Annotated in this window: 18 protein-coding genes; 5 read left to right on the top strand and 13 right to left on the bottom strand. The window is 73.1% G+C overall.

Annotation, left to right across the window (positions count from 1 at the left end):
• Positions 1-153: 153 nt before the first annotated feature.
• The 4 genes from AB0D74_RS26270 to AB0D74_RS26255 all read right to left on the bottom strand — a co-directional run bounded on the left by AB0D74_RS26270 (position 154) and on the right by AB0D74_RS26255 (position 6,578).
• Positions 154-3,408 carry a Tat pathway signal protein gene (locus AB0D74_RS26270; RefSeq protein ID WP_362591700.1) on the bottom strand — a complete coding sequence of 1,085 codons (3,255 nt, stop codon included), beginning with the start codon at positions 3,406-3,408 and terminating at the stop codon, positions 154-156.
• A gap of 97 nt (positions 3,409-3,505) precedes the next feature.
• A complete protein-coding gene (locus AB0D74_RS26265) occupies positions 3,506-4,924 on the bottom strand; it encodes an FAD-binding oxidoreductase (RefSeq protein WP_362591697.1) in 1,419 nt (472 codons plus the stop codon).
• Between the two features lie 10 nt (positions 4,925-4,934).
• On the bottom strand, positions 4,935-5,591 hold the full coding sequence (locus AB0D74_RS26260) for a rhomboid-like protein (RefSeq protein WP_362591694.1): 657 nt from the start codon (positions 5,589-5,591) through the stop codon (positions 4,935-4,937).
• Positions 5,592-5,729: 138 nt separating this feature from the next.
• Entirely contained in the window at positions 5,730-6,578 is an 849-nt protein-coding gene (locus AB0D74_RS26255) for an MHYT domain-containing protein (RefSeq protein ID WP_362591692.1), read from the bottom strand.
• A gap of 175 nt (positions 6,579-6,753) precedes the next feature.
• Here AB0D74_RS26255 and AB0D74_RS26250 point away from each other — a divergent pair, with 175 nt between their 5' ends.
• Positions 6,754-8,160, top strand: a complete 1,407-nt coding sequence (locus tag AB0D74_RS26250) for an aldo/keto reductase (RefSeq protein WP_362591689.1) — start codon at positions 6,754-6,756, stop codon at positions 8,158-8,160.
• 30 nt (positions 8,161-8,190) lie between these two features.
• Here the strand turns inward: AB0D74_RS26250 and AB0D74_RS26245 are convergent, their stop codons facing one another.
• Positions 8,191-8,589 carry a DUF4913 domain-containing protein gene (locus AB0D74_RS26245; protein ID WP_362591686.1) on the bottom strand — a complete coding sequence of 133 codons (399 nt, stop codon included), beginning with the start codon at positions 8,587-8,589 and terminating at the stop codon, positions 8,191-8,193.
• Between the two features lie 139 nt (positions 8,590-8,728).
• Here AB0D74_RS26245 and AB0D74_RS26240 point away from each other — a divergent pair, with 139 nt between their 5' ends.
• Together AB0D74_RS26240 and AB0D74_RS26235 are read left to right on the top strand one after the other, a co-directional pair.
• Complete coding sequence (locus AB0D74_RS26240; protein WP_362591683.1) at positions 8,729-10,243, top strand: hypothetical protein; 1,515 nt, start codon at positions 8,729-8,731, stop codon at positions 10,241-10,243.
• Between the two features lie 73 nt (positions 10,244-10,316).
• A complete protein-coding gene (locus tag AB0D74_RS26235; protein ID WP_362591680.1) occupies positions 10,317-10,487 on the top strand; it encodes a hypothetical protein in 171 nt (56 codons plus the stop codon).
• Positions 10,488-10,579: 92 nt separating this feature from the next.
• Here AB0D74_RS26235 and AB0D74_RS26230 read toward each other — a convergent pair whose 3' ends face one another.
• The 8 genes from AB0D74_RS26230 to AB0D74_RS26195 all read right to left on the bottom strand — a co-directional run bounded on the left by AB0D74_RS26230 (position 10,580) and on the right by AB0D74_RS26195 (position 19,752).
• A complete protein-coding gene (locus tag AB0D74_RS26230; RefSeq protein WP_362591677.1) occupies positions 10,580-12,418 on the bottom strand; it encodes a TraM recognition domain-containing protein in 1,839 nt (612 codons plus the stop codon).
• Complete coding sequence (locus AB0D74_RS26225) at positions 12,415-14,259, bottom strand: ATP/GTP-binding protein (RefSeq protein WP_362591674.1); 1,845 nt, start codon at positions 14,257-14,259, stop codon at positions 12,415-12,417. The genes AB0D74_RS26230 and AB0D74_RS26225 overlap by 4 nt, the downstream gene beginning before the upstream one ends.
• Positions 14,256-15,749, bottom strand: a complete 1,494-nt coding sequence (locus AB0D74_RS26220; RefSeq protein WP_362591671.1) for an SCO6880 family protein — start codon at positions 15,747-15,749, stop codon at positions 14,256-14,258. Before AB0D74_RS26220 ends, AB0D74_RS26225 begins: the two co-directional genes overlap by 4 nt.
• Positions 15,750-15,997: 248 nt before the next feature.
• The gene (locus AB0D74_RS26215; RefSeq protein ID WP_362591668.1) at positions 15,998-17,215 is read right to left on the bottom strand and encodes a hypothetical protein; all 1,218 of its coding nucleotides are present in this window, start codon (positions 17,213-17,215) and stop codon (positions 15,998-16,000) included.
• A 1-nt stretch (position 17,216) separates the two neighbouring features.
• Entirely contained in the window at positions 17,217-18,125 is a 909-nt protein-coding gene (locus AB0D74_RS26210; RefSeq protein ID WP_362591666.1) for a hypothetical protein, read from the bottom strand.
• Positions 18,126-18,145: 20 nt separating this feature from the next.
• Entirely contained in the window at positions 18,146-18,436 is a 291-nt protein-coding gene (locus AB0D74_RS26205; protein ID WP_362591663.1) for a hypothetical protein, read from the bottom strand.
• Between the two features lie 144 nt (positions 18,437-18,580).
• Positions 18,581-18,859: a hypothetical protein gene (locus AB0D74_RS26200; protein ID WP_362591660.1), complete on the bottom strand. Its 279-nt coding sequence runs from the start codon at positions 18,857-18,859 to the stop codon at positions 18,581-18,583.
• Positions 18,856-19,752 (bottom strand): DUF6668 family protein, encoded by an 897-nt coding sequence (locus tag AB0D74_RS26195; protein WP_362591657.1) that lies wholly within the window; start codon positions 19,750-19,752, stop codon positions 18,856-18,858. The genes AB0D74_RS26200 and AB0D74_RS26195 overlap by 4 nt, the downstream gene beginning before the upstream one ends.
• 173 nt (positions 19,753-19,925) lie before the next feature.
• Here AB0D74_RS26195 and AB0D74_RS26190 point away from each other — a divergent pair, with 173 nt between their 5' ends.
• Both AB0D74_RS26190 and AB0D74_RS26185 read left to right on the top strand, forming a co-directional pair.
• The gene (locus AB0D74_RS26190) at positions 19,926-20,753 is read left to right on the top strand and encodes a lytic transglycosylase domain-containing protein (RefSeq protein WP_362591654.1); all 828 of its coding nucleotides are present in this window, start codon (positions 19,926-19,928) and stop codon (positions 20,751-20,753) included.
• Positions 20,754-20,769: 16 nt separating this feature from the next.
• On the top strand, positions 20,770-21,651 hold the full coding sequence (locus AB0D74_RS26185) for a hypothetical protein (protein ID WP_362591651.1): 882 nt from the start codon (positions 20,770-20,772) through the stop codon (positions 21,649-21,651).

Below are 21,651 nucleotides of genomic sequence, written 5' to 3'. Positions count from 1 at the left end.
TGCAGTACTGGACGAACCGGCCACGGATCACGCAGGGCAGGCGGGCGAGCCAGATCCATGGCCGGCGTGTCGTAGGGGGAACTTGTAAAGCGAAGGTCGTCGGTTCGAATCCGACAGGGGGCTCCGTTCGTTCCCCCCGCGGTGGGCCGGCGCTCAGCCGGTGACCGTCTTCGTCGGGCCGCTGGTTGCCGTGCCGTCCTTGTGGCCGGTGCGGTGGGCCGTGATCTTCGCGGTGATCTTCTTGCCCTTCTGGGCCGGCTTCAGGGTCAGCGTGGACTTGGTGGCTCCGCTGATCGCCTTGCCGTTGGCGTACCACTGGTACGCGTAGGAGGTGGCCGCCGGGCTCCAGGTGCCGTGGGCCGCCGTCAGCTTCCTGCCGACCTTCGCCGTGCCGGTGACGGCCGGGGCCCTGGTGGCTTTCGGGGCGTCGCCCTTGGCGACCGTCACCGCGGCCGAGGTCGCCGACCCGCCGGTCCAGCCGCTCTTCACGGCCGTCACGGTCACCGTGAGCTTCTTGCCGAGCAGGGCCGCCGGGACGGTGTACGACGCGGCGGTCGCCCCGGAGACGGCCGTGCCGTCGGCCTTCCACTGGTAGGTGTAGGAGGTCGGGGACGCCGACCAACTCCCGGTCGTGGCCGTGACCTTGGCGCCGACCTTGGCGGTGCCGGTGATCTTCGGGGCGGCCGTGCTCGCCAGCTGGGGCCGGGTCACCGTGAAGGTGCCGCCCGGGTACGCGCAGCAGAACGACAGCACGCTGACGTTCCAGTCGCCGACGGCCGCGCCGGTCAGGTCCAGGGTGGCCGTCACCGAGCGGTTGTCGGCGGCGACCGAGTCGGCCTTCGCGGAGACCGTCCGGCCGGACAGGCTCAGCCGTACCTGCGTGTCCGGGCCGAGCGCGGTGCCGGTGACCGTCACCTTCGCCTTCGTGCCGCTCACCCCGGTGGCCGGGCTGATCCCCGTGACGCTCACCCTGTCGGTGCCGCAGAGGGGGGACGAGCAGGCCAGGCGGGCGCTGTAGGCGGTGCGGGACGCGGTCTCGGGCAGGCCGAGCAGGAACACGGTCGGGGTGGCCGCCGCGGACGAGCCGAGCGCGGCGCAGTCGTAGCCGTCGCCGTCCGTACCGAGGTAGTGGACGCAGTCGTTGCGCCAGGACGCCGGGTTGTACAGCGCCGGTACGGCCGTGGCGGTCGCGCCGGCGGTGTCCTTGATGTCGGCCGAGAAGCGGTCGAGACCGGCCGTCGGCAGGACCGCGCAGACGGCGCTGTGCGCCTCGTCGAGGGTGCCGGTGACCGTGCCGTACCCGTACGACACCGACGGGACCCTGGTGCACTCGGGCGCGGGGCCGTCGGCGGTCGCGATGCGCAGGGCGTCCAGGTGGTACGCGGGGGAGGCCTGCTGGCCGGCCGGGGTCTGGACGAGGACCTGGTGGGTGGTGGAGCCGGTGACCGCGCAGGCGCTGTTGCGGTAGGAGCACTCGACCCTGCCGTCGCCGCCGAGCACCGTGAGGTTCGCCGTGCCCAGCGCGTCCCGCACGTTGACGTGCAGGACGTCGGTGGCGGCGGGGGTGGTGACCTGGACGCAGTCGACGGTGCCGGCGGCGCCGTAGCCGCGCTGCACGGAGGGGCCGCCGACCTTGGCCGCCGCGGTCTTCGCGCAGCCCGCCGAGGTCGCGGAGGCGGTGACGTCCCGTCGGGTCAGCGTGTACCCGGCCGCCTTGTCCCGGCCGGTGACCAGCACGGTGTGGGCCTTGCCCGGGGTGAGCGGGCAGACGGTCCAGCCGTCGGTGGTGGCGTAGCGCTCGCAGACCTTCTTGCCGGTGGAGTCCAGCACCGAGAACTTCGCGGGTACGTCCCCGGACGTGGCGGTCAGCTGGAGCAGCTCGGCGCCGGTGTGGGCGTCCGCGGGGATGCTCAGGCACTGCGAGAAGACACCGCCGCCGGTGGTGAACGCGGCCTTCGCGCCGTCGGCCGCGAAGCTGCCCGCGGGCAGCACCGGGCAGCCCTCGGGGGCGTCGGTGCGGTGCAGGGCGACGCGGTAGGCGCCGGTCGCGCCCTCGGCCTGGTACTCGCTGTGCAGCAGCACGCGGTAGGGCGCGGTGCCGGTGAGCGCGCAGTTGCCGCCCGCGAGGGCCTCTCCGTCGCACTGGGCGGTGCCGTCGGCGTCGACGACCTCCACGTCGGCGTCGACACCGGCGGAGACGAGCGGGGTGAGGGCGGCGATCCGGGCGTTCCGCGGGGCGGGCAGGGTCAGGCAGTCGTACTGGCCGGGCGTGCTCAGCTCGCCCTGGTGCAGGCCGTACCCGGTGCTCACGCAGCCGGCGTCGGAGCCGCGGTCGAGGACGATCACGCCCTGGCGGGCGGGGCCCTCGGGGATCGCGGTGTAGGTGCCGGGCGCGGGCACCCGGCACGGGTCGGTGCCGGAGCGGCACACGGTCCTGCCGTCCGCGTCGTAGACCCGGACCGGGCCGGTGCCGCGGTCCTCGTCGACGTAGTGGACGGTGTAGAGGCCGGCCTTGCCGGTGGTGAAGGTGTGGCAGCCGCCGACGGTGAGGTCCTGCGGGTCCAGGGCGCCGTAGGGGCGGACCGGGGCGGTCGTGCAGCCCTGCGGATCGTTCAGGCGGCGGGCGGCGACCGTGTACCCGGCAGGGAAGCCGTTCTCCGAGGAGCCGACCTGGGAGATCACCCGGTAGGGGCCGCTGCCGGTCAGGACGCAGCTGTCCTCGCCGTCCTCCGGGAAGCGCGGGCAGACGCGGGCTCCGGTCGCGTCGGTGAGCCATGCGGTGGCGCTGCCGTAGACCGAGGTGGCGGCGGTGAGGCGGATGCGCTCGCCGGTCTGCCCGGTGAAGGGCTGGCAGTCGACCTCGGTCGGGCTCACGGTGGTGCGGGTGGCGGGCGGCTGGTCCCAGCCGGTGCCGGCCGGGTCGAAACAGCCCGGGGTGGCCGAGGTGAGCGGGACGACGGTGAGCGTCGAGGCGGCGAGGTCCCAGCCGGTGTTGACGACCTTGAGGGTGTAGGCGCCGGCCGCGGGCAGGTCGCACCAGCCCTTGACGCTGTACTCGGTGTCGTAGCAGTCGAGTGGGGTGCCGTCGGCGGTGTACAGCTGCGGGTACAGGTCGCTGCTGCCGGCGCCGAGGGAGACCAGGTGCAGGCCGGGCGCCCCGGCGGTGAGGGTGAAGCAGGTACTGCCGTCGGCCGGCACCGACACCGCGGTCTCCGCGTCCCCGGGGTCGCCGAAGGGCGCGAGGGCGAGCGGCGCGCACGCCGGGTCGTCGGCGCGGGCGGACCCGGCGCCGGTGAGGGTGAGCAGCGAGGTGAGCAGCGATACGACCAGGACCGTCACGGCGGTGAGCCGCCCGGGTCTCGCCGTCGTACCGGGACCGAAACCGGTGCCGGGCACGCGAAGCGCCATCAATTCCCCCCTGGAATACGAACGTTGGGGCGATGGTCGCACACAGGCAGGACACAGCCTCAACGGGTTTCCGGGGGCGCCCGCGCGGGGCGTGACCTCAGTGCCGCCCGGCGACCCGGTCCGCGACCCGCGCCAGGCGGGACGACTCCGTGCTCGGGCGGAGCCGTTCGCGCTGGTCGGCGGCGCGGTAGGTGGCGTACATGCCCTGGACGCCGAGCCAGCGGAAGGGCTCCGGCTCCCACCTGCGGACCTTGTGGTTCACCCAGGGCAGCTCGGTCAGGTCGGTGCGGCCGGCCTGACCGGAGTCGAGCTGGACGAGGTCCCGCAGGGTGCGGGCGGCGAGGTTGGTGGTGGCGACCCCGGAGCCGACGTAGCCGCCGGCCCAGCCGAGCCCCGTCGACCGGTCCAGGGTGACGGTCGCGCACCAGTCCCGCGGCACCCCGAGCACCCCGGACCAGGCGTGCTCGACCGCGACACCCGCCAGGGACGGGAAGAACCGCACGAGGATCTCGCGCAGCGCCTCGACCGTCGCGTCCTGCGTGCGGCCGTCGTTGTCCGTGCGCGACCCGAACCGGTACGGCACCCCGCGCCCGCCGAGCGCGATCCGCCCGTCGGCCGTGCGCTGCGCGTACATGTACGCGTGCGCCATGTCCCCCAGGGTCTCCCGGCCGTCCCAGCCCACCGACGCCCACTGCTCCGCCGTCAGCGGCTCGGTGGCGATCATCGAGGAGTTCATCGGCAGCCAGGTGCGCTTCTGGCCCTTCAGGTTCGCGGTGAAGCCCTCTGTGCAGCGCAGGATGTACGGGGCGCGGACCGTGCCGTACGGCGTGACGGCGTGCCCGGTCCGGATCTCGGTCACCGGGGTGGACTCGTGGATGTCCACACCGAGCGCCTCCACGGCCGCCACCAGGCCCTTCACCAGCTTCACCGGGTGCAGCCGGGCACCGTGCGGCGTCCAGGTGCCGCCCACCGCGTCGGCGACGCGGATCCGCTCCCTGGTCTCCCCGGCGCCGTACAGCTCGCGGTCCTTCTCGCCGTACGACAGCTCGTCCGCGTGGAAGGCCTTCAGGCGGGCCAGCTGGGCCGGGGTGGTGGCGACCTCCAGCACCCCGCCCTTGTGCAGGTCGGCGTCGATGCCCTCGGCTGCGGCGACCGCCACGACCTCGTCGACGGTCTCGTTCATGGCCTTCTGCAGGCGTACGGCGGCCTCGCGGCCGTGCAGCGCGGCGTACCGGTCGCGGCCGGCGATGCCGTTGTAGAGCCAGCCGCCGTTGCGGCCGGAGGCGCCGTAGCCGCAGAACTTCTGCTCCAGGAGGGTGACCCGGAGGAAGGGGGCGGCCTTCTTCAGGTAGTACGCGGTCCACAGGCCGGTGTACCCGCCGCCCACGATCACCACGTCCGCCGACGAGTCACCGTCCAGCGGCTCCCGTACCGCCGGGAGGCCGTCGTCCGCGTACCAGAAGGAGATGCCGCCGTTGACGACACCGCTTGCCGACCTGCTCGCCGCGCTGCTCATGACCTGGACGCTAACCCTTGAGGGCGGCCAGTGTCTCCTTCGGATTCCATGCTTTTCCGCGCCCTCTGACCAGCGGATGGCAGGCGAGACCGAGTAGCGCGGCGACGAAGTGCCCGAGGTCGGTGAAGGTCGGCGACTCGGTCAGCGGCAGCCCGTAGACCAGCAGGACGGTCACGAGGTAGGCGTACCGCCAGGGCGTCGCGATCCGGTACGCGAGCACCGCGACCACCCCGGCCAGCGCGTAACTCACCCCGATGTCGAGGGTGTTGACCGCGGAGTGCGGGGCGATGCCGTCGTGGATCCCCTTCAGCAGCGCGCCCTCGCTGATCAGGGTGGCGAGCACGTGCGCGGTCACGCACACCGCCAGCCAGCGGACGGTGCCGAGCCAGCGTTCCGCCGGCGCGTGGAAGACGGTGTAGAGAAGGGCGTACAGCACCCAGTGACCGCCGTCGATCCACATCGCGCTGGCGACCAGCACGCGCACCGGGTTGTCCGACAGTTCCCGGAGGTTGGTGGACCGCTGGCGCAGGAACTGCTGCTCGAACTCCGGGGACATGTGGTGCAGCGCGACGGTGGTCACGAAGAGGATCGCCAGCCAGAGGTACGTACCGGGGGCGCTGCGGACGTACGTCCACACGCTGCCGCCGAGTCCCCGGAGAATTCGCATGAGGCGATTCATGCATGACCGTGACGCCGGGTGTGTGAGTGACATCCGGGATGGGCCGATCGCCTGAGAGCTCGGGGGTGTGCTGCCGTCCGGCGGCTGCGGCGCCGCTGTGGCCGTTCGCGCAGTTCCTCGCGCCCCTTACGTGGGGCTGCGCGTCCCTGTTTGCGGGCTGACGCCTCCAGTGTGCGGGGATCTTGCGAGGGCGTGCCGGGGGGTGCTGGCGGGCGTACCCGGGGTGTTCCACGGGCCGTCGCCCAGGACCACGTCCGGGTCGAACATGACGATCACGCCGGCCACCAGCAGGGCCACCAGCGGCCCGGCCAGCATCACCAGCAGGAACGACATCAGCCCCACGGACGACTGGGCGGTCGGCGAGACCTCGTGCAGCCGGACCGTGACCGCGGCCATGCCCGTGTAGTGCATGCCGGTCACCGCCATCGCCATGACCAGGCTCGCCCCGAAGGCCGGCCAGGCCCCGCGCACCGAGACCGCCGCCCACAGGGCCGCGGTGGCGGCGACCACCGAGATCACCACGGACAGCACCACCTCGGTCGTCCGGTAGTGCACGGCCCCGCGCATCTCCAGGGCGGCCATGCCGACGTAGTGCATGGCGGCCACGCCGAGTCCGGTGAAGACGCCCGCCACGGCCAGGTTCCCGGGCGCGGCGCCCCGGTAGCCGACCAGGAAGACGCCCACGGCGACCACGACGATCGCGATGGCGAGGCTGAGCATCGTCCGCTCCGGGTCGTAGTCCACGGGGGTCTCCGCGACGCCGAAGCCGATCATGGCGATGAAGTGCATGGTCCAGATCCCGCAGCCGAGCGACACCGCGCCCAGCAGCAGCCAGCCCGCCCTGCGGCCAGGGCGGGCGCGGCGCAGCGACCTGGTGGTGCAGCGCAGGCCGAGCGCCGAGCCCAGGCAGGCCATCAGATAGGCCGTCACCGGTGTCACGGCGCCGTAGTGGAAGTTCGAGACTGTGCCGTTCATGGGAGCACTCCCTGCTGGTGTCTCACCGTGCGGTCCTGGGTCGTGGTGACGTCAACGGCCCGGCCCGGGGCGGCGGTTCAACGCCCGTGTGAACCGGTGTCCACGCGCACGCCGTTGTGTCGGCGCGGGAGAGCGCGGGAGTACGCGCAACGGCACAGAGGGAGGCGGGGTTCGGATGGCGCACAAGCCGTGGCACGTGTTCGGGCTGGAAGGGCGGAGCACGCAGGACGTGCGGGACGCCGTGGATCTGGGCTATCGCCGGTTCGACGCCGGAGAGGGCTACGGCAGTACGACCGACGAACTGGCCGAGGCGGTCCGGGACAGCGGGGTGGACCGGGAGGGGGTCGAGGTCCTCTACCGGTTCGACGTACGGGCGGACGAGAGCCGGGCCGACCTCAAGGCCAGGCTCCAGGAGGTCGCGGCGAAGTTCGACGGGCGCCTCGACGCCGCGGTCATCGGCAATCTCGACGCGCCCGAGGAACAGGTCAAGGAGGCCTGGGAGGTACTGGGCGAGCTGAAGGAGGAGGGGACGGTCCGGGAGACCGGGGTCGCCGGGGTGACGCCCGCACACGCGAACCTCCTCGTGGACCTCCGGCAGGAGCGGCCCGTCGACGTCGTCGACTTCGCACCGGAGCCCGCGGGGCGTGGCCAGGGCCAGGGCCAGGGCCGGGGAGCGGGGGAGGGGTGGCGGAAGAACCTGCTCGACGCGTTGGGCGGGGGCGAGGACCTCCAGTACTACAAGGTGGTGAAGGCCCTGGGGGAGCTGCTGGGCCGCGCGGCACAGACACAGCAGGCCGCGCAGCTGCAGCAGGGCCCTCAGCTGCGGCAGGCCCCGCAGGCACAGCAGGCCCCGCAGGCACAGCAGACTCCACAGGCTCAGCAGGAAGCGCGGACGTCGCAGGCGCCGCAGATGTCATCGGCCTCGCCGACACCGCAGGCAGCGTCGCCGGCTTCGCAGGGACCGCAGGTGTCCCAGGGCCCCGGACCCCAGGGACCGTCGGGGTCGGGTACCCCGGTCCCGCCGCAGCAGCCCGGGCCGTCCACCCGTGCCCGTGACATCGTCCTCCGCAACGACGACACGCCCCTCCCGGACGGGCTCCGGGACCTTCTGGTCCCCCTCTACGAGGACCCGGAAGGGCTGCGGGCGGAGGTCCGCGAGTACGCGGGGGCCGGGGCCGTGGACCGGGAGGCGGTCAGCCGCTGGCTGATGGAGGAACGGGGCTTCACTCGCGAGGAGTTGGAGGGCGTCACCGTGCCGGACCGGGTGGGGCTGCGGGGCGAGTACCGGGACATGAGGCTGGCCGACGTCCTCGCCGGGCACCTGGGCCCGAACCCCCGTGACCAGGCGGTGGCGCACGAACTCGGCTACGCCCTGCTGCACGACGCCGCCACCTGGAACGAGGTCCGGCCGGCTCTGAACACGGTCGCGGCACCGCCGTCGACCGCCGACGTGGCGGCGTTGCGCGGGGTCAATACGGAGTCGCTGGGCCAAGGGCAGGGGCAAGGTCAGAGCCAGGACGTGCGCGCCATCACGGCCCTGTCGCAGCACACCGCGTCACAGACGACCGCCCACACACGCTGACAACCGTTCTGCCCCTGCTCCCCGCTTCCCTCACTCCGGATAAGGAGCCATACCCGGCGGTTCCTTCTCCCGGTGGCCGCCCGCCTTGCAGCCGGCGAAGGGGCCGGAGGGGTCGCGGAGGGCGGTCATGACGGGGGAGAGGTGGTCGCGCTGCCAGACGGAGGGGCCGGTCATGCCGGCTTTGGGGCTGGTGAGTTCCTGCCAGGCCATCCAGAGGCCGTAGAGCTGAGCCACCGCCTCCCGGTGCCGCCACCAACTCGTGCACCAGGGCGCGGTGGAGGTGACTTCACGGCCGTACACCGGCAGCAGCAGGTAACGGACCCAGAGGGTGAGTTTGTGCAGGGCGTCCTCGTGTTCGTCGCCTTTCAGATAGAGGATGAAGGGGTTTTTCTCCCCCTCGTCCGCCGCTGTCTTCGGCTCTTCTTCCATCGCGTGCTCCCGGTCGGCGAGGTCTCGTCGCCAGCACTACGACAGGACGGTCCCGTGAGGTTCAGCCGGATTGAACCGCGGTGTTCGTGCGGCCCGTTGTGCCGGACAGGAAAACCGTCGGTGAGTGAAGGAGACACACATGGCATTCGATCCGGTGAACGACCCGCAGCGCGTGCAGGGCATCTGGTTCGGCGGGCCGATGAGCGAGAACGCGAAGCAAGGCCTCCGGGACCTCGCTACGCGATTCCCGGAGTCGCAGAAGTTCCTGTGGGTGATGCCCCGGCGGCGGTCGGGGGATACCGGCAAGCAGGAGTACGACAGGCTGATGGCGGAGTACCAGCAGGAGGCCGAGAGCACCGGCTTCGAGATCCGGAACGCCTACAAGGAAGCCGACTGGCTGGCCGGAAATCTGGACCAGTCGAAATTCGACGGGCAGACCATCCGGGACATCTACACCCTGGAGATGGGCAATCAGGGCTTCATCGCGGCCAAGGACCTGACCGCGATGCTGATCAACTCCAGGGAGACGAGTCTCACCCTCGACCTGTCGCACCGGCATATGCGCGAGGGCGAACTCGAAGCGGCGAAGAATCACCGCGAATACAATGCGGAAGCCGCCGCACCCATCGAATACGACAAGGCCGAACTGAAGGTCATCGACCTCTCGCAGGGCCAACGCGTGCTCATGCGCAACCCGATGCAGACGGACTTCCTGCCGCACGGCCAGAAGTTCCCCGAGGCCGACATGGAACCGTCGTTCACCCCGCACCTCGACGTCAACGGCTTCTACTCCCAGGTGGGCACCAAGGGGCAGGAGGTGATGACCGCGGGGGCCGAGGCGTGGCTGTCGAACTACGCCAACATGGTCCAGGCGGCGGACAAGGGCAACTTCATCACGTTCGCGGAGCAGAGCGGCCCCAAGCGGCTCGTGCCGGAGACGATCAGCATCGACCGGGCGGACCCCACCGACCCCAACTACCAGCGTGACAGGGACAACTGGCTGAGCGCCAAGTTCAACACCCAGGACCCGGACCGCGAGCAGGTGATCGGCTACATGGCCGTCAACTCGCTCAGCGACGCCATCCACATGGTGTACGGGGAGCCCAGCCACGAACCCCACCCGGACAACACGGTGATGCCGACCCGGACGGTCTCCGACCAGGTCTGGAAAGACATCACCATGCAGGCGTACGACGTGAACGGGCTGCGCGTGATCCCGGGGCTGAATCTGACCAAGGACGCCCAGAACTCGTGGCGGGAGCGGGACAAGCCCGAGGACCCGCAGAACCTGCACACGCAGGTGGTCAAGGACGGCGTCCAGCAGTCACTGCTGGCGGGCAACAAGATGACCGTGCTGCACGCCACCAACCTCGGGGTGCAGCAGGCACAGCAGCGGGGTGACACGTCGGGGCTGCAGGATCCGGTGAAGTTCGTCCTCGCCGACCGGAGGCCGGCGACCACCGGGAACTCCCCGAACCAGACCCCGCCCCGGCTGCCCTCCCCGAACATGAACCAACTGGCCGCGGATGTGGCCGGCATGCAGATCCCGAACTCCGACACCGTGGCCCAGAACAGTGAGGTGGTGCAGGCGGCGGCCATGGTGCGCAGCACCAGCGCACCGGCCAACAACAACGCCGGGGGACGGGCGCAGTAGCGGGCGCGGCGACGCCGGACGAGGTGGGGGGACGGGCCGTAGGGCTCGTCCCCCGAGGCGTGAAAGGAGCGGTATGTACGGGGAGTTGGCCCTGACGGCCGTCGGCACGGGCCTGGGCGGGTACTGCCTGGTGCGGGCGTTGCGGGAGGCCGGACGGCGGACGTGGGAGCAGGCGCTGGGCTGGTTCCTGGCCTCCAGTCTGGCCTTCGGGATCGCCGCCGCGATCGCGCTGTCGGGGCCGTAGCGCCGCCGTGCGGTGGCGGCAGAGCATGCGGCTGGGGCCGGGAGCGGCATCCGCTCCCGGCCCCAGCCGCATGTGCCCCGCTGCCTCGCCGCCTACGCGGTCGTGGGGGCCGTGCCCGTCTGTTCCATCTGTCCCATCTGTTCCATCTGTTCCGTCGGCTTGGTGAGCGGTACCGGACCAGCGCCCAGCCGGGCCGCGGCGCGCTCGGTGATGGCCGCCGTCTCTGCCTTCGCCGCTGCGGAGATGGGGCCCGCGTCCGGCTCCTTGTACCAGGGGCGCAGCCGGATCAGGGCCGGCCGGATGCCGGTGGCGAGGAGCAGGGCCGTGCCCTTGGGGAGGGCGCGGATCCGGTCGGGCGGCAGCACCGACTCCTGGCGGTAGGAGTACGACCGTGAAGTGCCGTCCTTGCTGCGGGAGATGCTGGGGGTGCGCACGTCGTGCTGGCCGACCAGCGTGGAGATCTTCTGCACGAAGTCCGCGTCGTCCAGGCCCGCGCCGAGCAGCTTGACGGTCGCCGCGCTCCACAGCGCGTCCATGCCGGCGTCGCCCCACACCCGCGCCCCCTGCCGGTAACTCTGGAGCAGCGTCACGACGTTGATGCCACGGGAGCCGAAGTGCGAGTACAGGTCGGGGAGATCGGAGATGCGGCAGACGTTCGCCGCCTCGTCCAGGACCGCCGTCATCGGCGGGTCCAGCCGGCCGCCCATCCGCTCCGCCGCCACCACGCCGGCCCGCATGGTGGCGTCCGCGATGCCCGCGATGACGCCCGCAGCCGAGCCGCCGCCGTCCTTGGAGAGCAGGTAGAGGGTGTCGCGGCCGAGGACGTGGACGGCCGGCACGAACTCGGGCAGGTCCGGGTCCCGGGTCACCCAGGCCAGGATCTCCGGGTCCAGGAGACAGGAGACGGTCTGCCGGGCGGTCTCGTAGATGCCGTCCCTGGTCTCCACCGCGCCCCGCACGGTGCCCTGCAACTGGTCCGCCATCGCCGGGAGTCCGGCATCCCGCAGCAGGTCGATCGGGGTGCGGTCGGCCGGGTCCGCGAGCCAGGCCAGCAGCTCGCGGACGTCGACCCCGCCGCGCGCGGCGGCCAGGAAGAGGGCGGTCAGGGTGTTCTGGGCGGCGGCGATCCAGAAGTCCTTCTGGGACGAGTCGTCGTTGACCGACGCCACGAAGTGACCGGCCAGCCGGCGGGCGCCCTCGATCGTCGTGCACTCGCCGAGCATGTTCCACCACATGCCGCGCGGGGTGTGCGCGATGCCCTGCGGGTCGAAGGTCCACACGGTGCCGGCCTCGGCGCGGGCGGCGCGGGTGACGGCGTACACGTCGGACTTGTTCGAGGTCAGCAGCACCGGGCCCTGCGCGCGCAGCACCCGGGGGATCGCGATGCCGGTGGACTTGCCGGCCCGGGGGGCCATCAGGTCCAGTTCCACGTCCTCGTAGGAGGAGCGGAGTTCGGGCCCGGAGGGGTCGAGGTCGCCGAGGAGGTTGCCGGTCTCGTCCGGGTCCAGGCGGTCGCGGCCCTTCAGGGTGGGGCGCAGGTCGCGGGCGCGGGCCGCGATGCCCTGCGGGCACATGCTCGCCAGCTCCCGGCTCCCGGCCAGCCCGGAGGGCCGCGCCAGGCGCTTCAGCACCAGTCGTACGCCGACGACGACGGGCACCGCGAGCAGCGCGGGCAGTCCGGCCAGGCCCGCGTACACCGCGGCGGGCGGTGCCCCGGGCCACAGCCGGGCCGGGCCGTCGGCGGCCAGCGCGGTCACGGTCGACAGCGCGAACGGCGGTGCGCTCCAGCCGTGTCCGCTGAGTCCGGCGCCCAGGGTGCCGCCGCACCACAGCAGCGTGAACAGCAGCAGGGACACGGCGGCCACCGCGACGACCGCCCAGGACGCCATCTCCTGGCCGCCTCCGGCTGCGGAGGGCCGCCCGGCACTCATGCGGGCCTCCGTAGCCGGCTCAGCAGCATGGTCGGCGGGTCGTCCAGGGGCGCGGCACCGTACGCGGCGTCCTGCGGGGCACCACCGTGTCCGACGACCGGCCCGGCATCCTGCGCAACGGCCTCCACCGCGGCCCCGACACCGGCCTCGGCACCGACACCGATACCGGCCCCGGCACCGATACCGGCACCGATACCGGCCCCGACGCCGATACCGGCCCCGACATCGGCCGCCTCAGACGCAGCCCCGGCCCCGGCCGCGGTCCCGGAATCCGCCGTCTCGACTGGGCCGAATGCTTCGGCCGCCGCGGCCGGGACGGCTGTGCCGCCCGGTCCGAGCGCGCCGAGGTCCACCACCCGGCTCGTCGTCACCCCGTTCGGTGTCCAGCGGGTGTTCGTGTCGTGGAGCCGGCGTTCCACGTCGGTGATGGCGACCCGGATCGGGATGCCGGGACGGCCGCCGACCTTGATGAGGAAGCGGCCCCGGCCGGGCGGCTCCTCGTGGTCGCCGGAGGTGCCCCAGCCGGGCGGGGACGACCAGGAGGAGACCAGTTCGATCTCCCGCTGGGACAGGCCCACGACCTTGCCCAGGTCCTCCATCTCGGCCCGCGGCAGACCCGCGCACACCACCATCCCGGCCCGCTCCACGAACCCGCGTGCCTTGGCCCGGTCCGAGTCCGTGCCCAGGGCCTCCGCGTCCTTCAGGGTGTGGGTGATCTTCGCGTCGCCGAGGCCGAGCGAGCGGTTCAGGCGGGTGAGCGCGTCGATGCGGTCGACGATGCCGGAGGCGGCCCGCAGCGGTCGCCACAGCTCGTCGAGGACCGTGAAGAACCAGCGGCGGGGCGCGAGGCCCGCGTCCGCCAGCGCGTGCGCCGCGGCCACCGTGCCGAGCCCGTCCGACCAGGCGGCCAGCATCGCCGCGGCGGTCAGCTGGGTGTCCGCCTCCCCGATGCCGGAGATGTCGATGCACACGGCGGGCGCGTCCGGGTTGATCCTGGTGGACGTCTCGGAGGCGAAGGTGTCGCCGAGCGGCCCGTCCAGGATGCCCAGCAGGGAGCGGTGCAGCGGGTCCACGGCGTCCCGGTAGCGGGTGTCGTCGCCCCGGTCCAGGGTCACCGCCCGCACCCGGTCCGGCCCCTCGGTCAGCACCCGCAGCAGGTCGGGCAGCAGCAGCGAACGCCCGGCCGGGGTGCGCTCGCGCAGATGGTGCAGGACCGCGGAGAGCACCGACTGCTCGTGGTCGTCCATCGGACGGCCGCGCACGATGGTGATCAGCGCCGCCACCATGTTCAGGACGCGGCCGTGCGTCTCGGCCTTGAGGACCTCGCCGGCCTCCCCGCCGATCCGGGCCGCCGCCGCGCCCATCGCGCCCGGGTCGAGGACGTTGATGCCGCCCCGCCCGCGCCCGATGGAGATGACCTGACCGCCCAGCGCCCGTACGGTGTCGGCGTAGTCGGGCTTGAGGTCGCCGAGGACCAGCGGTACGACCCCGGTCGCGGCGAGCCCGATCAGCATCCGGTTGACCAGCGTGGACTTGCCGAGTCCCGGCATGCCCAGCATGAACAGGGACGGGTTGGAGATGTAGCGGGCCCGGGTGAACCAGTTCAGCGGGTCCCCGCACACCGTGGCGCCGGTGAACAGGTGCTGTCCGAGCGGCACCCCGGTCATCGGCGAGCCGGAACCCGCCGCGAACGGCCACATGCCGCAGGCCTGCACGGTGGTGGCCCGCCACATGGTCGGCGGGTCCATGTGCCCGACGCGCCCGCCACCGGGTCCGGCCCAGCCGCGGGCCGGCACGTACAGCCGGTCGGCCGGCTTCTTCTTGCTGTCGCGCCTGCTCACAGTGCCTCCTGCAACTGCTGCGGAACCAGGGTCTGCTCCCAGGGCAGCAGCCCGGCGGGGAGCGTGCAGTTGAAGGCCGCCGCCTGCATCCGGTCGGCGGCGCGCAACTGCACGCGCGCGGCGGCCGACAGGTTGCGCACGGTCACACCGGCGTCGGCGAGTTCCGCGTCCGAGTCCACGGTGACCGTCAGCATCAGCGAGAACTCCACGAGCCCCGCACCGGCCGCCTCCTCCGCCGCCGCCTGCTCGGCCGCGCGCACCTCGGAGGCGGCGCGGGCCTGCACCATGCCCCGCCCGGACGTCGCCATGAACTGCGCGCTGCGCCGGTCGGACTCGACGATCCGGGCCGAGGTGGCCGGGTCGATGGGCCGGTAGACCAGCGCGACCCGCTTGCGCCGGGTGCCGGGCGCCGCCTCCAGCAGCCCGCGCAGCACCGAGGACCGTACGGTGCCCCGGGGCGCCAGCGTCAGCAGCCAGGTCCGGGAGACGCCCGAGTCGTGCTGGTAGCTGCCGACGGTCTCGACCGCGGCGGCCGGCCCCGCGTCCTCCCACTCCAGGCCGGTACCGCCGTGCTGGGCACGGGCGTTGAGCACGTCGGGGGCGACCGCCGGGTCGTAGGCGACGCGGACGACCTCGGCGATGCGCTCCGCGGACAGCGGGTAGGCCGCGCCGCCGCCCGCGCCGACCAGCCCGCTGAGCAGGCCGGGGATGCGGATCGCGAGGTCGGTGAGGACGTCGTCCGGGGTGCGTTTCTGCCCCGGCGGGACGCCGTAGGTGAGGGTGACGTACGTGTGCATCTCGGAGGAGGCGCTCGGATAGCGCTGGACGACCTCCTCCATCACCGCGCGGGCGGCGGGCGGGGCGTCGGGGGCGATACGGGGCAGCACCTCGTTGGCGAGGCGGGTGCCCGGGTCGGGGGCGGTCTCCACGATCACGGCGGCGCCGCGCAGGCCGGGTTCGTGGGAGAGCCGGGCCAGCCAGTCGCCCCACATCGCCACCCACACGTCGACCTGGTCGGGGTCGACCAGGGAGCCGCCGTCGGGGTCGCAGCCGAGGACGATCGTGTACTGGCCCCGGGCCGCGTGGCGCAGTACGCCGAACGGGCGGTCGTAGGCGTCCCGGCCCTCGTGCATGGTCACCTTGTTCAGCAGACCCGGCGGGCGGAACCGGCCGCCGGGACGGCGGGAGAGCGGGCCCGAGACGTAGAGGTGGGCGCCCTTGCGCTTGCGGCGGCGCCAGCCGATCCGCAGGGTCATCAACTGGTAGACGTTGCGGCCGTCCTGGGTCCGGACGGCGAGCGGGACCAGGAACAGCAGCAGCGGTCCGATCACGACCAGTGCCGCGGTCAGCGAGATCAGCGACACCAGCAGGGTCAGGATCAGCCCGCCGAAGACACCGAAGGTGCCGACGAGCCCGAGCGGACCCAGACCCGGCCTGCGCGGACGACGCCAGTTTCCGTAGGTGGGATGGGTGACGGCTTCCGTGGACATGGGAGGGGACCTCCTTCTCGTGTGAGGTGTGGGATGCGAGGGGTGACGTGCGGGGTGGGGAGGGGGGTGGCTGAGGCGGTGTGTCTCCCACCGGCCGGTGGGGGCTGGTCGCGCAGTTCCCCGCGCCCCTTTGGGGCGGCTTGTTCTTGGGTTGGTTGTGTGGTGCGGGGTGGGTGGCGTGGTGTGTTTGGCACCGGCCGGTGGGGGTTGGTCGCGCAGTTCCCCGCGCCCCTTCAGGGGCGCTGTGCTCAGCTGTTGTGGCCTCGGTCGCCGTCGGCGTCCTGGACGGCGCCGGAGGCGACGCGGCCGACGAACTGTGCCGCGGCGACCGCGGCTGCCGCGGGTCCTGCCGCTGCCGCCGCACCGGCCGCACCGGCACCGCCGGCCGCGCCCGCGCCGCCCGCGGACCCGGCACCGCCGGCGGACCCCGCGGATCCGCTGGACCCTGCCGAGCCGGCCGACCCTGCCGAACCCGTCGTGCCCGCGGAGCCGCTGCCGCCGCTTGCGCCGCCGGTGCCCGACGCGCCCGAGGGGCCCGCCTGGCCGGCTCCGCCACCGCTGCCGCCGCCGCCCGTCGACCGGGCGCCCGAGGCGAGCGAACCGGCCGTGGACATCGCGACGGACATGGCATTGCCGCTGCCGAGCGCGGCCGTGGCGGGTACGACGAGTTTCAGCAGCGCGGGCAGCGCGATCGCGGACAGCAGCATCACGCCGATGCCGGCGATGCGCTGGTTGATGTCACCGTTGCCGTCCGCCCCGCCCTGACCGCCCGCGGTGAAGATCGCCGAACCGGCGAACAGCACGAGTCCGGCGGCCGGCTTGTAGAGCAGCCAGGCGACCATCCAGCCGATGTGCTTGCGCCACCAGCCGCCGCCCCAGTCGGTCATCGACGCCGCCGCGGCCAGCGGCAGCGTGCCCAGCAGCAGGATCATCACGCCGAGCCGCACGAACAGCAGGATCGTCTGCACGATCCCGGCGACCAGCAGCAGGAACGCGAGGATCAGCAGCAGGAAGGACTCGATGTCGGTCTGGCAGCCGAAGTTGTCGAGCTGGTTCTGCGCGCCCTGCGCGAAGAGTTCGTCGGCGTACTGGTCGGAGAGCCGGGCCGCCGCCGTGAGGACGGTGGTGGCGGCGCCCGCGACCAGGATCATCCGGATGACGCCCTTGAGCGCGGTACGGCCCGCGTCCCCGCGCCGCTCCAGGGCCATCCGGGCCGCGGCGAAGAGCAGGGAGCCGACCGCCAGATAGACCACGATGCCCTGGGTCTGGTCGTCGACCGCGCGGGCCGAGTCCTCCCCGGCCAGGGTCGGGATGGCGGTGGTGAGGCTGCCGAACACCGAGATGGCGGCCGACAGCACGGTGTTCGCGATCCCCGCGACGATCGTGCCGATGGGATCGCCGAGGAAGTCGAAGAAGCCCTTGGCCGCATCGCTGAGCGGGTCGCCGGTGGTACAGGTCGCTGCCATCTCACACTCCCCACAGGAGGAAACCGCCGGTACCGGAGACGGTCTGGACGGGCGTGTGCAGCGAGCCGTCGGCGGCGGGCGCGACCTTCCAGTCACCGTCGTCCCAGCGCAGCCCGACGTTCGTGGCGGCGTAGCCGCTGGCCGTCTTGATGAGCAGCGCCACCGTCGCGGCCGACTTCCGGTACGACACCACGGAGAACCCCGCGTAGGAGGCCGAGGAACCCGAGGCGCCCCGGGGGGTGTCGGGCACCGTGGCGCGCTGGGTGACGAACAGGTCACGGCCGCGGCCCGCGACCACCTGCATCCGGGCGACCGTCCGCCAGGCGGACCCGCTCATCTGCGACGGGATGACGTGCGCGGCGAGCGCGGCGCCGGTCGGGGTGTGCGCGAAGCACCACCACACCGGTCCGGTCGTCATGGTGGGGCCCGCCGAGGCGGAGACCGGCACCCGGCTGCCGGACAGGTCGCGCCACTGCACGTCCGTGGGTACGGCCGTGGGCGGCGTGGTGTCCCCGCCCCCGGTCCCGCCCTCGGTGCCGTCGCCGGTCCCGTCGCCGGTCCCGTCGTCGGTGGCGCAGCCCTCGGGGCGGCCACCGTTCATGGTCGGCAGGGCCACCACCTGCCCGCCGCGCGCCGAGACCGTGCCGTCGCCGCTGCCCGAGCCGCCGCTCCTGGTCAGCGCCACGACGGCGGCCACGAACAGCACGACGGCGAAGAAGCCCGCCGACAGCTGCCAGCTGCGCTGCCGCCAGAACGGGCGGGGCCCGTCCTCGGCCCACTGCGGACGCGGGACACGGGTGTCCTCGCGCGGGCCGCGCCGGTGCAGGCCGGCCGGTTCCCGTCGTGCCGGGGTCTCGTCCCGCCAGGGGACGCCGAAGCCGTCCTGGCGGTCGTTCGACTTGTCTCGCATGAGGATCGTCTCCCGCCGGCTCACTGGAAGACGAACTGGATCAGCGGGCCGGCGGTGGCCACCAGGACACAGCCGCCGAGCACCATGCCGAGCCGGCCCATGTGCTCCGAACTCTCCCCGCGCTTCAGGGAGATGGCCATCATCGCGCCGGTGATCAGCACGCCGGCGACACCGGCCGCGGTGCCCGCCCAGGCGGCTATGCCCAGCACGGTGTTGACCTTGCCGGTGAGCTGGTCGGGTGCGTTGCGGGTGGGGTCGGGTACCGCACCGTCGGCCAGCAGGACCGAGGCCGAGTGCAGGAGTGTGCTCATGATGCCCTCCGTGGATCATGACGAACATGGATGAAAGGGTGTGAAGGAGGATGAAAGGTGTAGGGGTGGGCGTGCGGGGACGCGGCACCGCGGATACGGGGGTGGGGCCGGGGTTGTGGGACGGGGCGGGGTGTGGGGCGGGGCTCAGATGGACAGGTCGCCCAGCGCCTCGATCAGCGGGCCCGCCGAGGCCGCGATCACGCAGCCGAGCAGGACGAAGAAGACGCCCCGGAAGTGCTCGCCGCCCTCGCCCGGGTCGCCGCGGCGGAGCTGGAGCGCCATCTGGATGCCGATGGTGATGAGCCCGGCGACGCCGCAGGCGGACGCGGACCAGGCGAGGATGCCGAGGATCTGGTCGCCGTCGGCACCCGGGTCGAACGCGGCCAGGGTGACGGGCAGGCCGGCCGGGCCGGTCGGGGTCATCGGCCGTCCTCCTCGTCCCCGAGGCGTACGCCGATCAGATCGGCGAGCGCGGAGAATTCGCGCGGCAGGGTCTTCGGCCGGCCACCCACCCGCCAGGCCGGTACCCACGGCACCCACTGGACCGGCGCGACCGACGCGATGATCCGCAGCCGGCGGGCCAGGCTGAACGGCAGCCGTCCCGGGGCGTCCGCGACCAGGACCAGCGACAGCAGGTTCAGGCCCTCGGGGGCGCGTCCCTCGCGCAGCGAGTTCAGGACCTGGGCGACCGCCTGGAGGCCGTCGGCGTTGGTGCGGCCCACCACCATCAGGCGGCTCGGCTCCCCGGCGGCCGGGTCGGGCCACCGGCTCCCCGCGTCCATGCCCCCGAAGAGCCCCGCCAGTGTGCTGGCACCGGCCCCGCCGTGCGCCTTCACCCAGCACACGGTCCGCTGCGCACGGCGGCCGGACCGGGGCGGCTCGGCCTCCGGCGGCGCGTTCCAGGAGGCCGCGGGGTCGGGTACCGCCGGGGGCGGTGGCCCGTTCCGGCGCCGATGCCGACGGCCCTGCGCGGGGGCGCCGGTCAGGAGGGCCGGTTCGGAAGCGGCTTCGGAAGTGACCTCGTAAGCGGCTTCGTAAGAGGCTTCGGGAGCGGGCGCGGGTACGTGGGCCGGTGCGGGCGCCGACAGGTACGCCGCCATGGGTTCCGGTGCGGGCGCCGCCTCGGCGGCCGGTGCGGGTGCGGGTGCCAGCACCGATAACGGCACCGGCGTCGGCATCGGCATCGGGGTCGGCACCGGCATCGGCGTCGGTATCGGCACCTGAATCGAGGTGGTGGGGGCGTCGGTTCCGCCGTAGGCGGTCGGGCCGCGTACCCAGGACTGCGGTCCCGGCGGAGTGGTCGGTGGAGCGGTCATGCGCGTGCCGCCTTGTCTCTCATGTCGTTGCTGCCCATCCGGTTTCCCATGGTTTGAACCTGTTTGCTTTCCGGCCCGTTTGAGTCTCACGAGTCCGTTGGACCTCACAACGCACGGTCACCCCGGGCGGTTCAAAGGCACCGGCGGACGGCCGGAAGGGAGAAGGCGCACACATGAGTTCAGGTTCGGAAGAGGGAACGGGAGACGACGCCGGCGAGGCGGCCTCGGCCGCCGTGCGCAACGCGCTGGCCGTGTCCGGCTGCGGCTGCCTGCTGTCGCCGGTGGTGCTGCTCGGCGCGGTGGTCGTGATCATCATCATCGGCGGGTTCGGGGTGATCCTGGCGCCCCTGATCGCGCTGATCACGGCGTTCGGCGGGGGCGGCGGAGGCGGCGGCGGACAGCCCTCCGCGGACGACCTGATCGCGGTGTTCCAGGGCGACGGCAAGGGAGAGCTCGACCCCGCCGCCGTCCCCGCCGATCTCGTCGACCCCATCCAGAAGGCGGGCGCGCTGTGCGACGCGATCGGGCCGACGGTGATCGCCGCGCAGATCGAGCGCGAGTCGAACTACAACCGGACGCTGGTCGGACCGGACGGGGCCCAGGGCATCTCACAGCTCCCGCCCGCGGTCTTCGCGCGGTTCGGCGAGGACGAGGACGGCAACGGCAAGACGTCGGCACTCGACCCGGCCGACTCGATCGTCGCGCAGGGCCGTTTCCTGTGCGACCTCGCCGGTCAGGCCCAGCAGCTCATCGACAGCGGCGCGGCGAACGGCTCCGTCCTGGACCTCGCGCTGGTCGGCTACGACCAGGGCCTGGACGCCGTCCGCCAGGCCCAGGGCGTGCCGAAGACCAACGAGGCCCAGGGCTACGTCGCCGGGGTGCGGGCCCTGCTGGCCAAGTACGAGGGCCTCGTCACGCCCCCACCGACGACGACCTCGCCGCCCGCCCCGCCACCGGCCGCCGCGACGCCCGCCGCGACGCCCGCTCCGGACACCCAGTGAAGTGAGGAGTACGACCATGGAGACCAACCACGGGGGCGACCGCCAGAACGACGGTCACGGCGGCAACGTCGACGTCTTCCTCTCCGACGACGGAGCCGCGCTCGTCGACGGCGTGCCGCTGTTCCCCGAATCCGGCCGGTCCGTCCAGGAGTTGGTCCTGGACCTGCTCCAACGGCAGGCACGGGAACGGGGGACACCGGTCACGGCATGGGTGCACGACCGCCCCGGCGCGACCCGCTTCCACCTGGAGGTCGCCCCGGACGGCTCCAGCCACGTCCTCCCCGCCACACCCGCGACGCCTACGTCCGCGACACCTACGCCCACGGCACCCGAAATCCCGTCCCCGTCCCCGCCACCGACACCGGCACCCGTGGCCGTCCGCCCCGCCGCCCCCCTCGTCCCGGCCCCCCTCGTCCCCGCCGCCCTCGCGGCCCGGATGGAGCGGCTCGTCGACGACGTGGCCGTGCGCGAGCTGGAGCAGGCGTACGAACTGGCGAGCACCCTGCGGAAGCGGCTCGCGCAGGTCGGCGGCGATACGCATCCGTACGTGTGGGAGGTGCGGGCCCTGGAGTCCGTGCTCGCCCGGCTGCGCGACGGACGGCGGCAGACCGTCGTGCCCGCGCTGGCCGTGGCCCGGGTCCGCTGCCGCGGCGGGGATCCGCGGGCCGCCGACGCCGTGGCCCGTGCCGCCGCGGCCTGGGGCGCCCTCGACGACCCGCGGGCCCTGCTCGGTCACGGCCGTGAACTGCTGGACCTGTGGGACGAGTTGGCGCGGCGCGAGCTGCTGCCGCCGGCCCATGCCGAGGTGGTCACGGCGGTCCGCCGCTACGTCGACGGGGTCGTACACCAGGCGTCAACGGAACGTGGATCCCGGGTCGGCACACTCGGACCGGCTTGA

This window comes from Streptomyces sp. NPDC048278 (assembly GCF_040652195.1).
GTDB lineage: Bacteria > Actinomycetota > Actinomycetes > Streptomycetales > Streptomycetaceae > Streptomyces.
This window is presented reverse-complemented; position numbering and strand designations above follow the sequence as displayed.

Bases quoted from the DNA above. Each gene is read 5' to 3' on its own strand.
- AB0D74_RS26265 (WP_362591697.1), bottom strand. From the start codon at position 4,924: ATGAGCAGCGCGGCGAGCAGGTCGGCAAGCGGTGTCGTCAACGGCGGC.
- AB0D74_RS26185 (WP_362591651.1), top strand. From the start codon at position 20,770: ATGGAGACCAACCACGGGGGCGACCGCCAGAACGACGGTCACGGCGGC.
- AB0D74_RS26200 (WP_362591660.1), bottom strand. From the start codon at position 18,859: ATGACCCCGACCGGCCCGGCCGGCCTGCCCGTCACCCTGGCCGCGTTC.
- AB0D74_RS26190 (WP_362591654.1), top strand. From the start codon at position 19,926: ATGAGTTCAGGTTCGGAAGAGGGAACGGGAGACGACGCCGGCGAGGCG.
- AB0D74_RS26255 (WP_362591692.1), bottom strand. From the start codon at position 6,578: ATGAACGGCACAGTCTCGAACTTCCACTACGGCGCCGTGACACCGGTG.
- AB0D74_RS26270 (WP_362591700.1), bottom strand. From the start codon at position 3,408: ATGGCGCTTCGCGTGCCCGGCACCGGTTTCGGTCCCGGTACGACGGCG.
- AB0D74_RS26260 (WP_362591694.1), bottom strand. From the start codon at position 5,591: ATGCGAATTCTCCGGGGACTCGGCGGCAGCGTGTGGACGTACGTCCGC.
- AB0D74_RS26215 (WP_362591668.1), bottom strand. From the start codon at position 17,215: ATGGCAGCGACCTGTACCACCGGCGACCCGCTCAGCGATGCGGCCAAG.
- AB0D74_RS26195 (WP_362591657.1), bottom strand. From the start codon at position 19,752: ATGACCGCTCCACCGACCACTCCGCCGGGACCGCAGTCCTGGGTACGC.
- AB0D74_RS26235 (WP_362591680.1), top strand. From the start codon at position 10,317: ATGTACGGGGAGTTGGCCCTGACGGCCGTCGGCACGGGCCTGGGCGGG.
- AB0D74_RS26240 (WP_362591683.1), top strand. From the start codon at position 8,729: ATGGCATTCGATCCGGTGAACGACCCGCAGCGCGTGCAGGGCATCTGG.
- AB0D74_RS26245 (WP_362591686.1), bottom strand. From the start codon at position 8,589: ATGGAAGAAGAGCCGAAGACAGCGGCGGACGAGGGGGAGAAAAACCCC.
- AB0D74_RS26230 (WP_362591677.1), bottom strand. From the start codon at position 12,418: ATGAGTGCCGGGCGGCCCTCCGCAGCCGGAGGCGGCCAGGAGATGGCG.
- AB0D74_RS26210 (WP_362591666.1), bottom strand. From the start codon at position 18,125: ATGCGAGACAAGTCGAACGACCGCCAGGACGGCTTCGGCGTCCCCTGG.
- AB0D74_RS26250 (WP_362591689.1), top strand. From the start codon at position 6,754: ATGGCGCACAAGCCGTGGCACGTGTTCGGGCTGGAAGGGCGGAGCACG.
- AB0D74_RS26205 (WP_362591663.1), bottom strand. From the start codon at position 18,436: ATGAGCACACTCCTGCACTCGGCCTCGGTCCTGCTGGCCGACGGTGCG.
- AB0D74_RS26220 (WP_362591671.1), bottom strand. From the start codon at position 15,749: ATGTCCACGGAAGCCGTCACCCATCCCACCTACGGAAACTGGCGTCGT.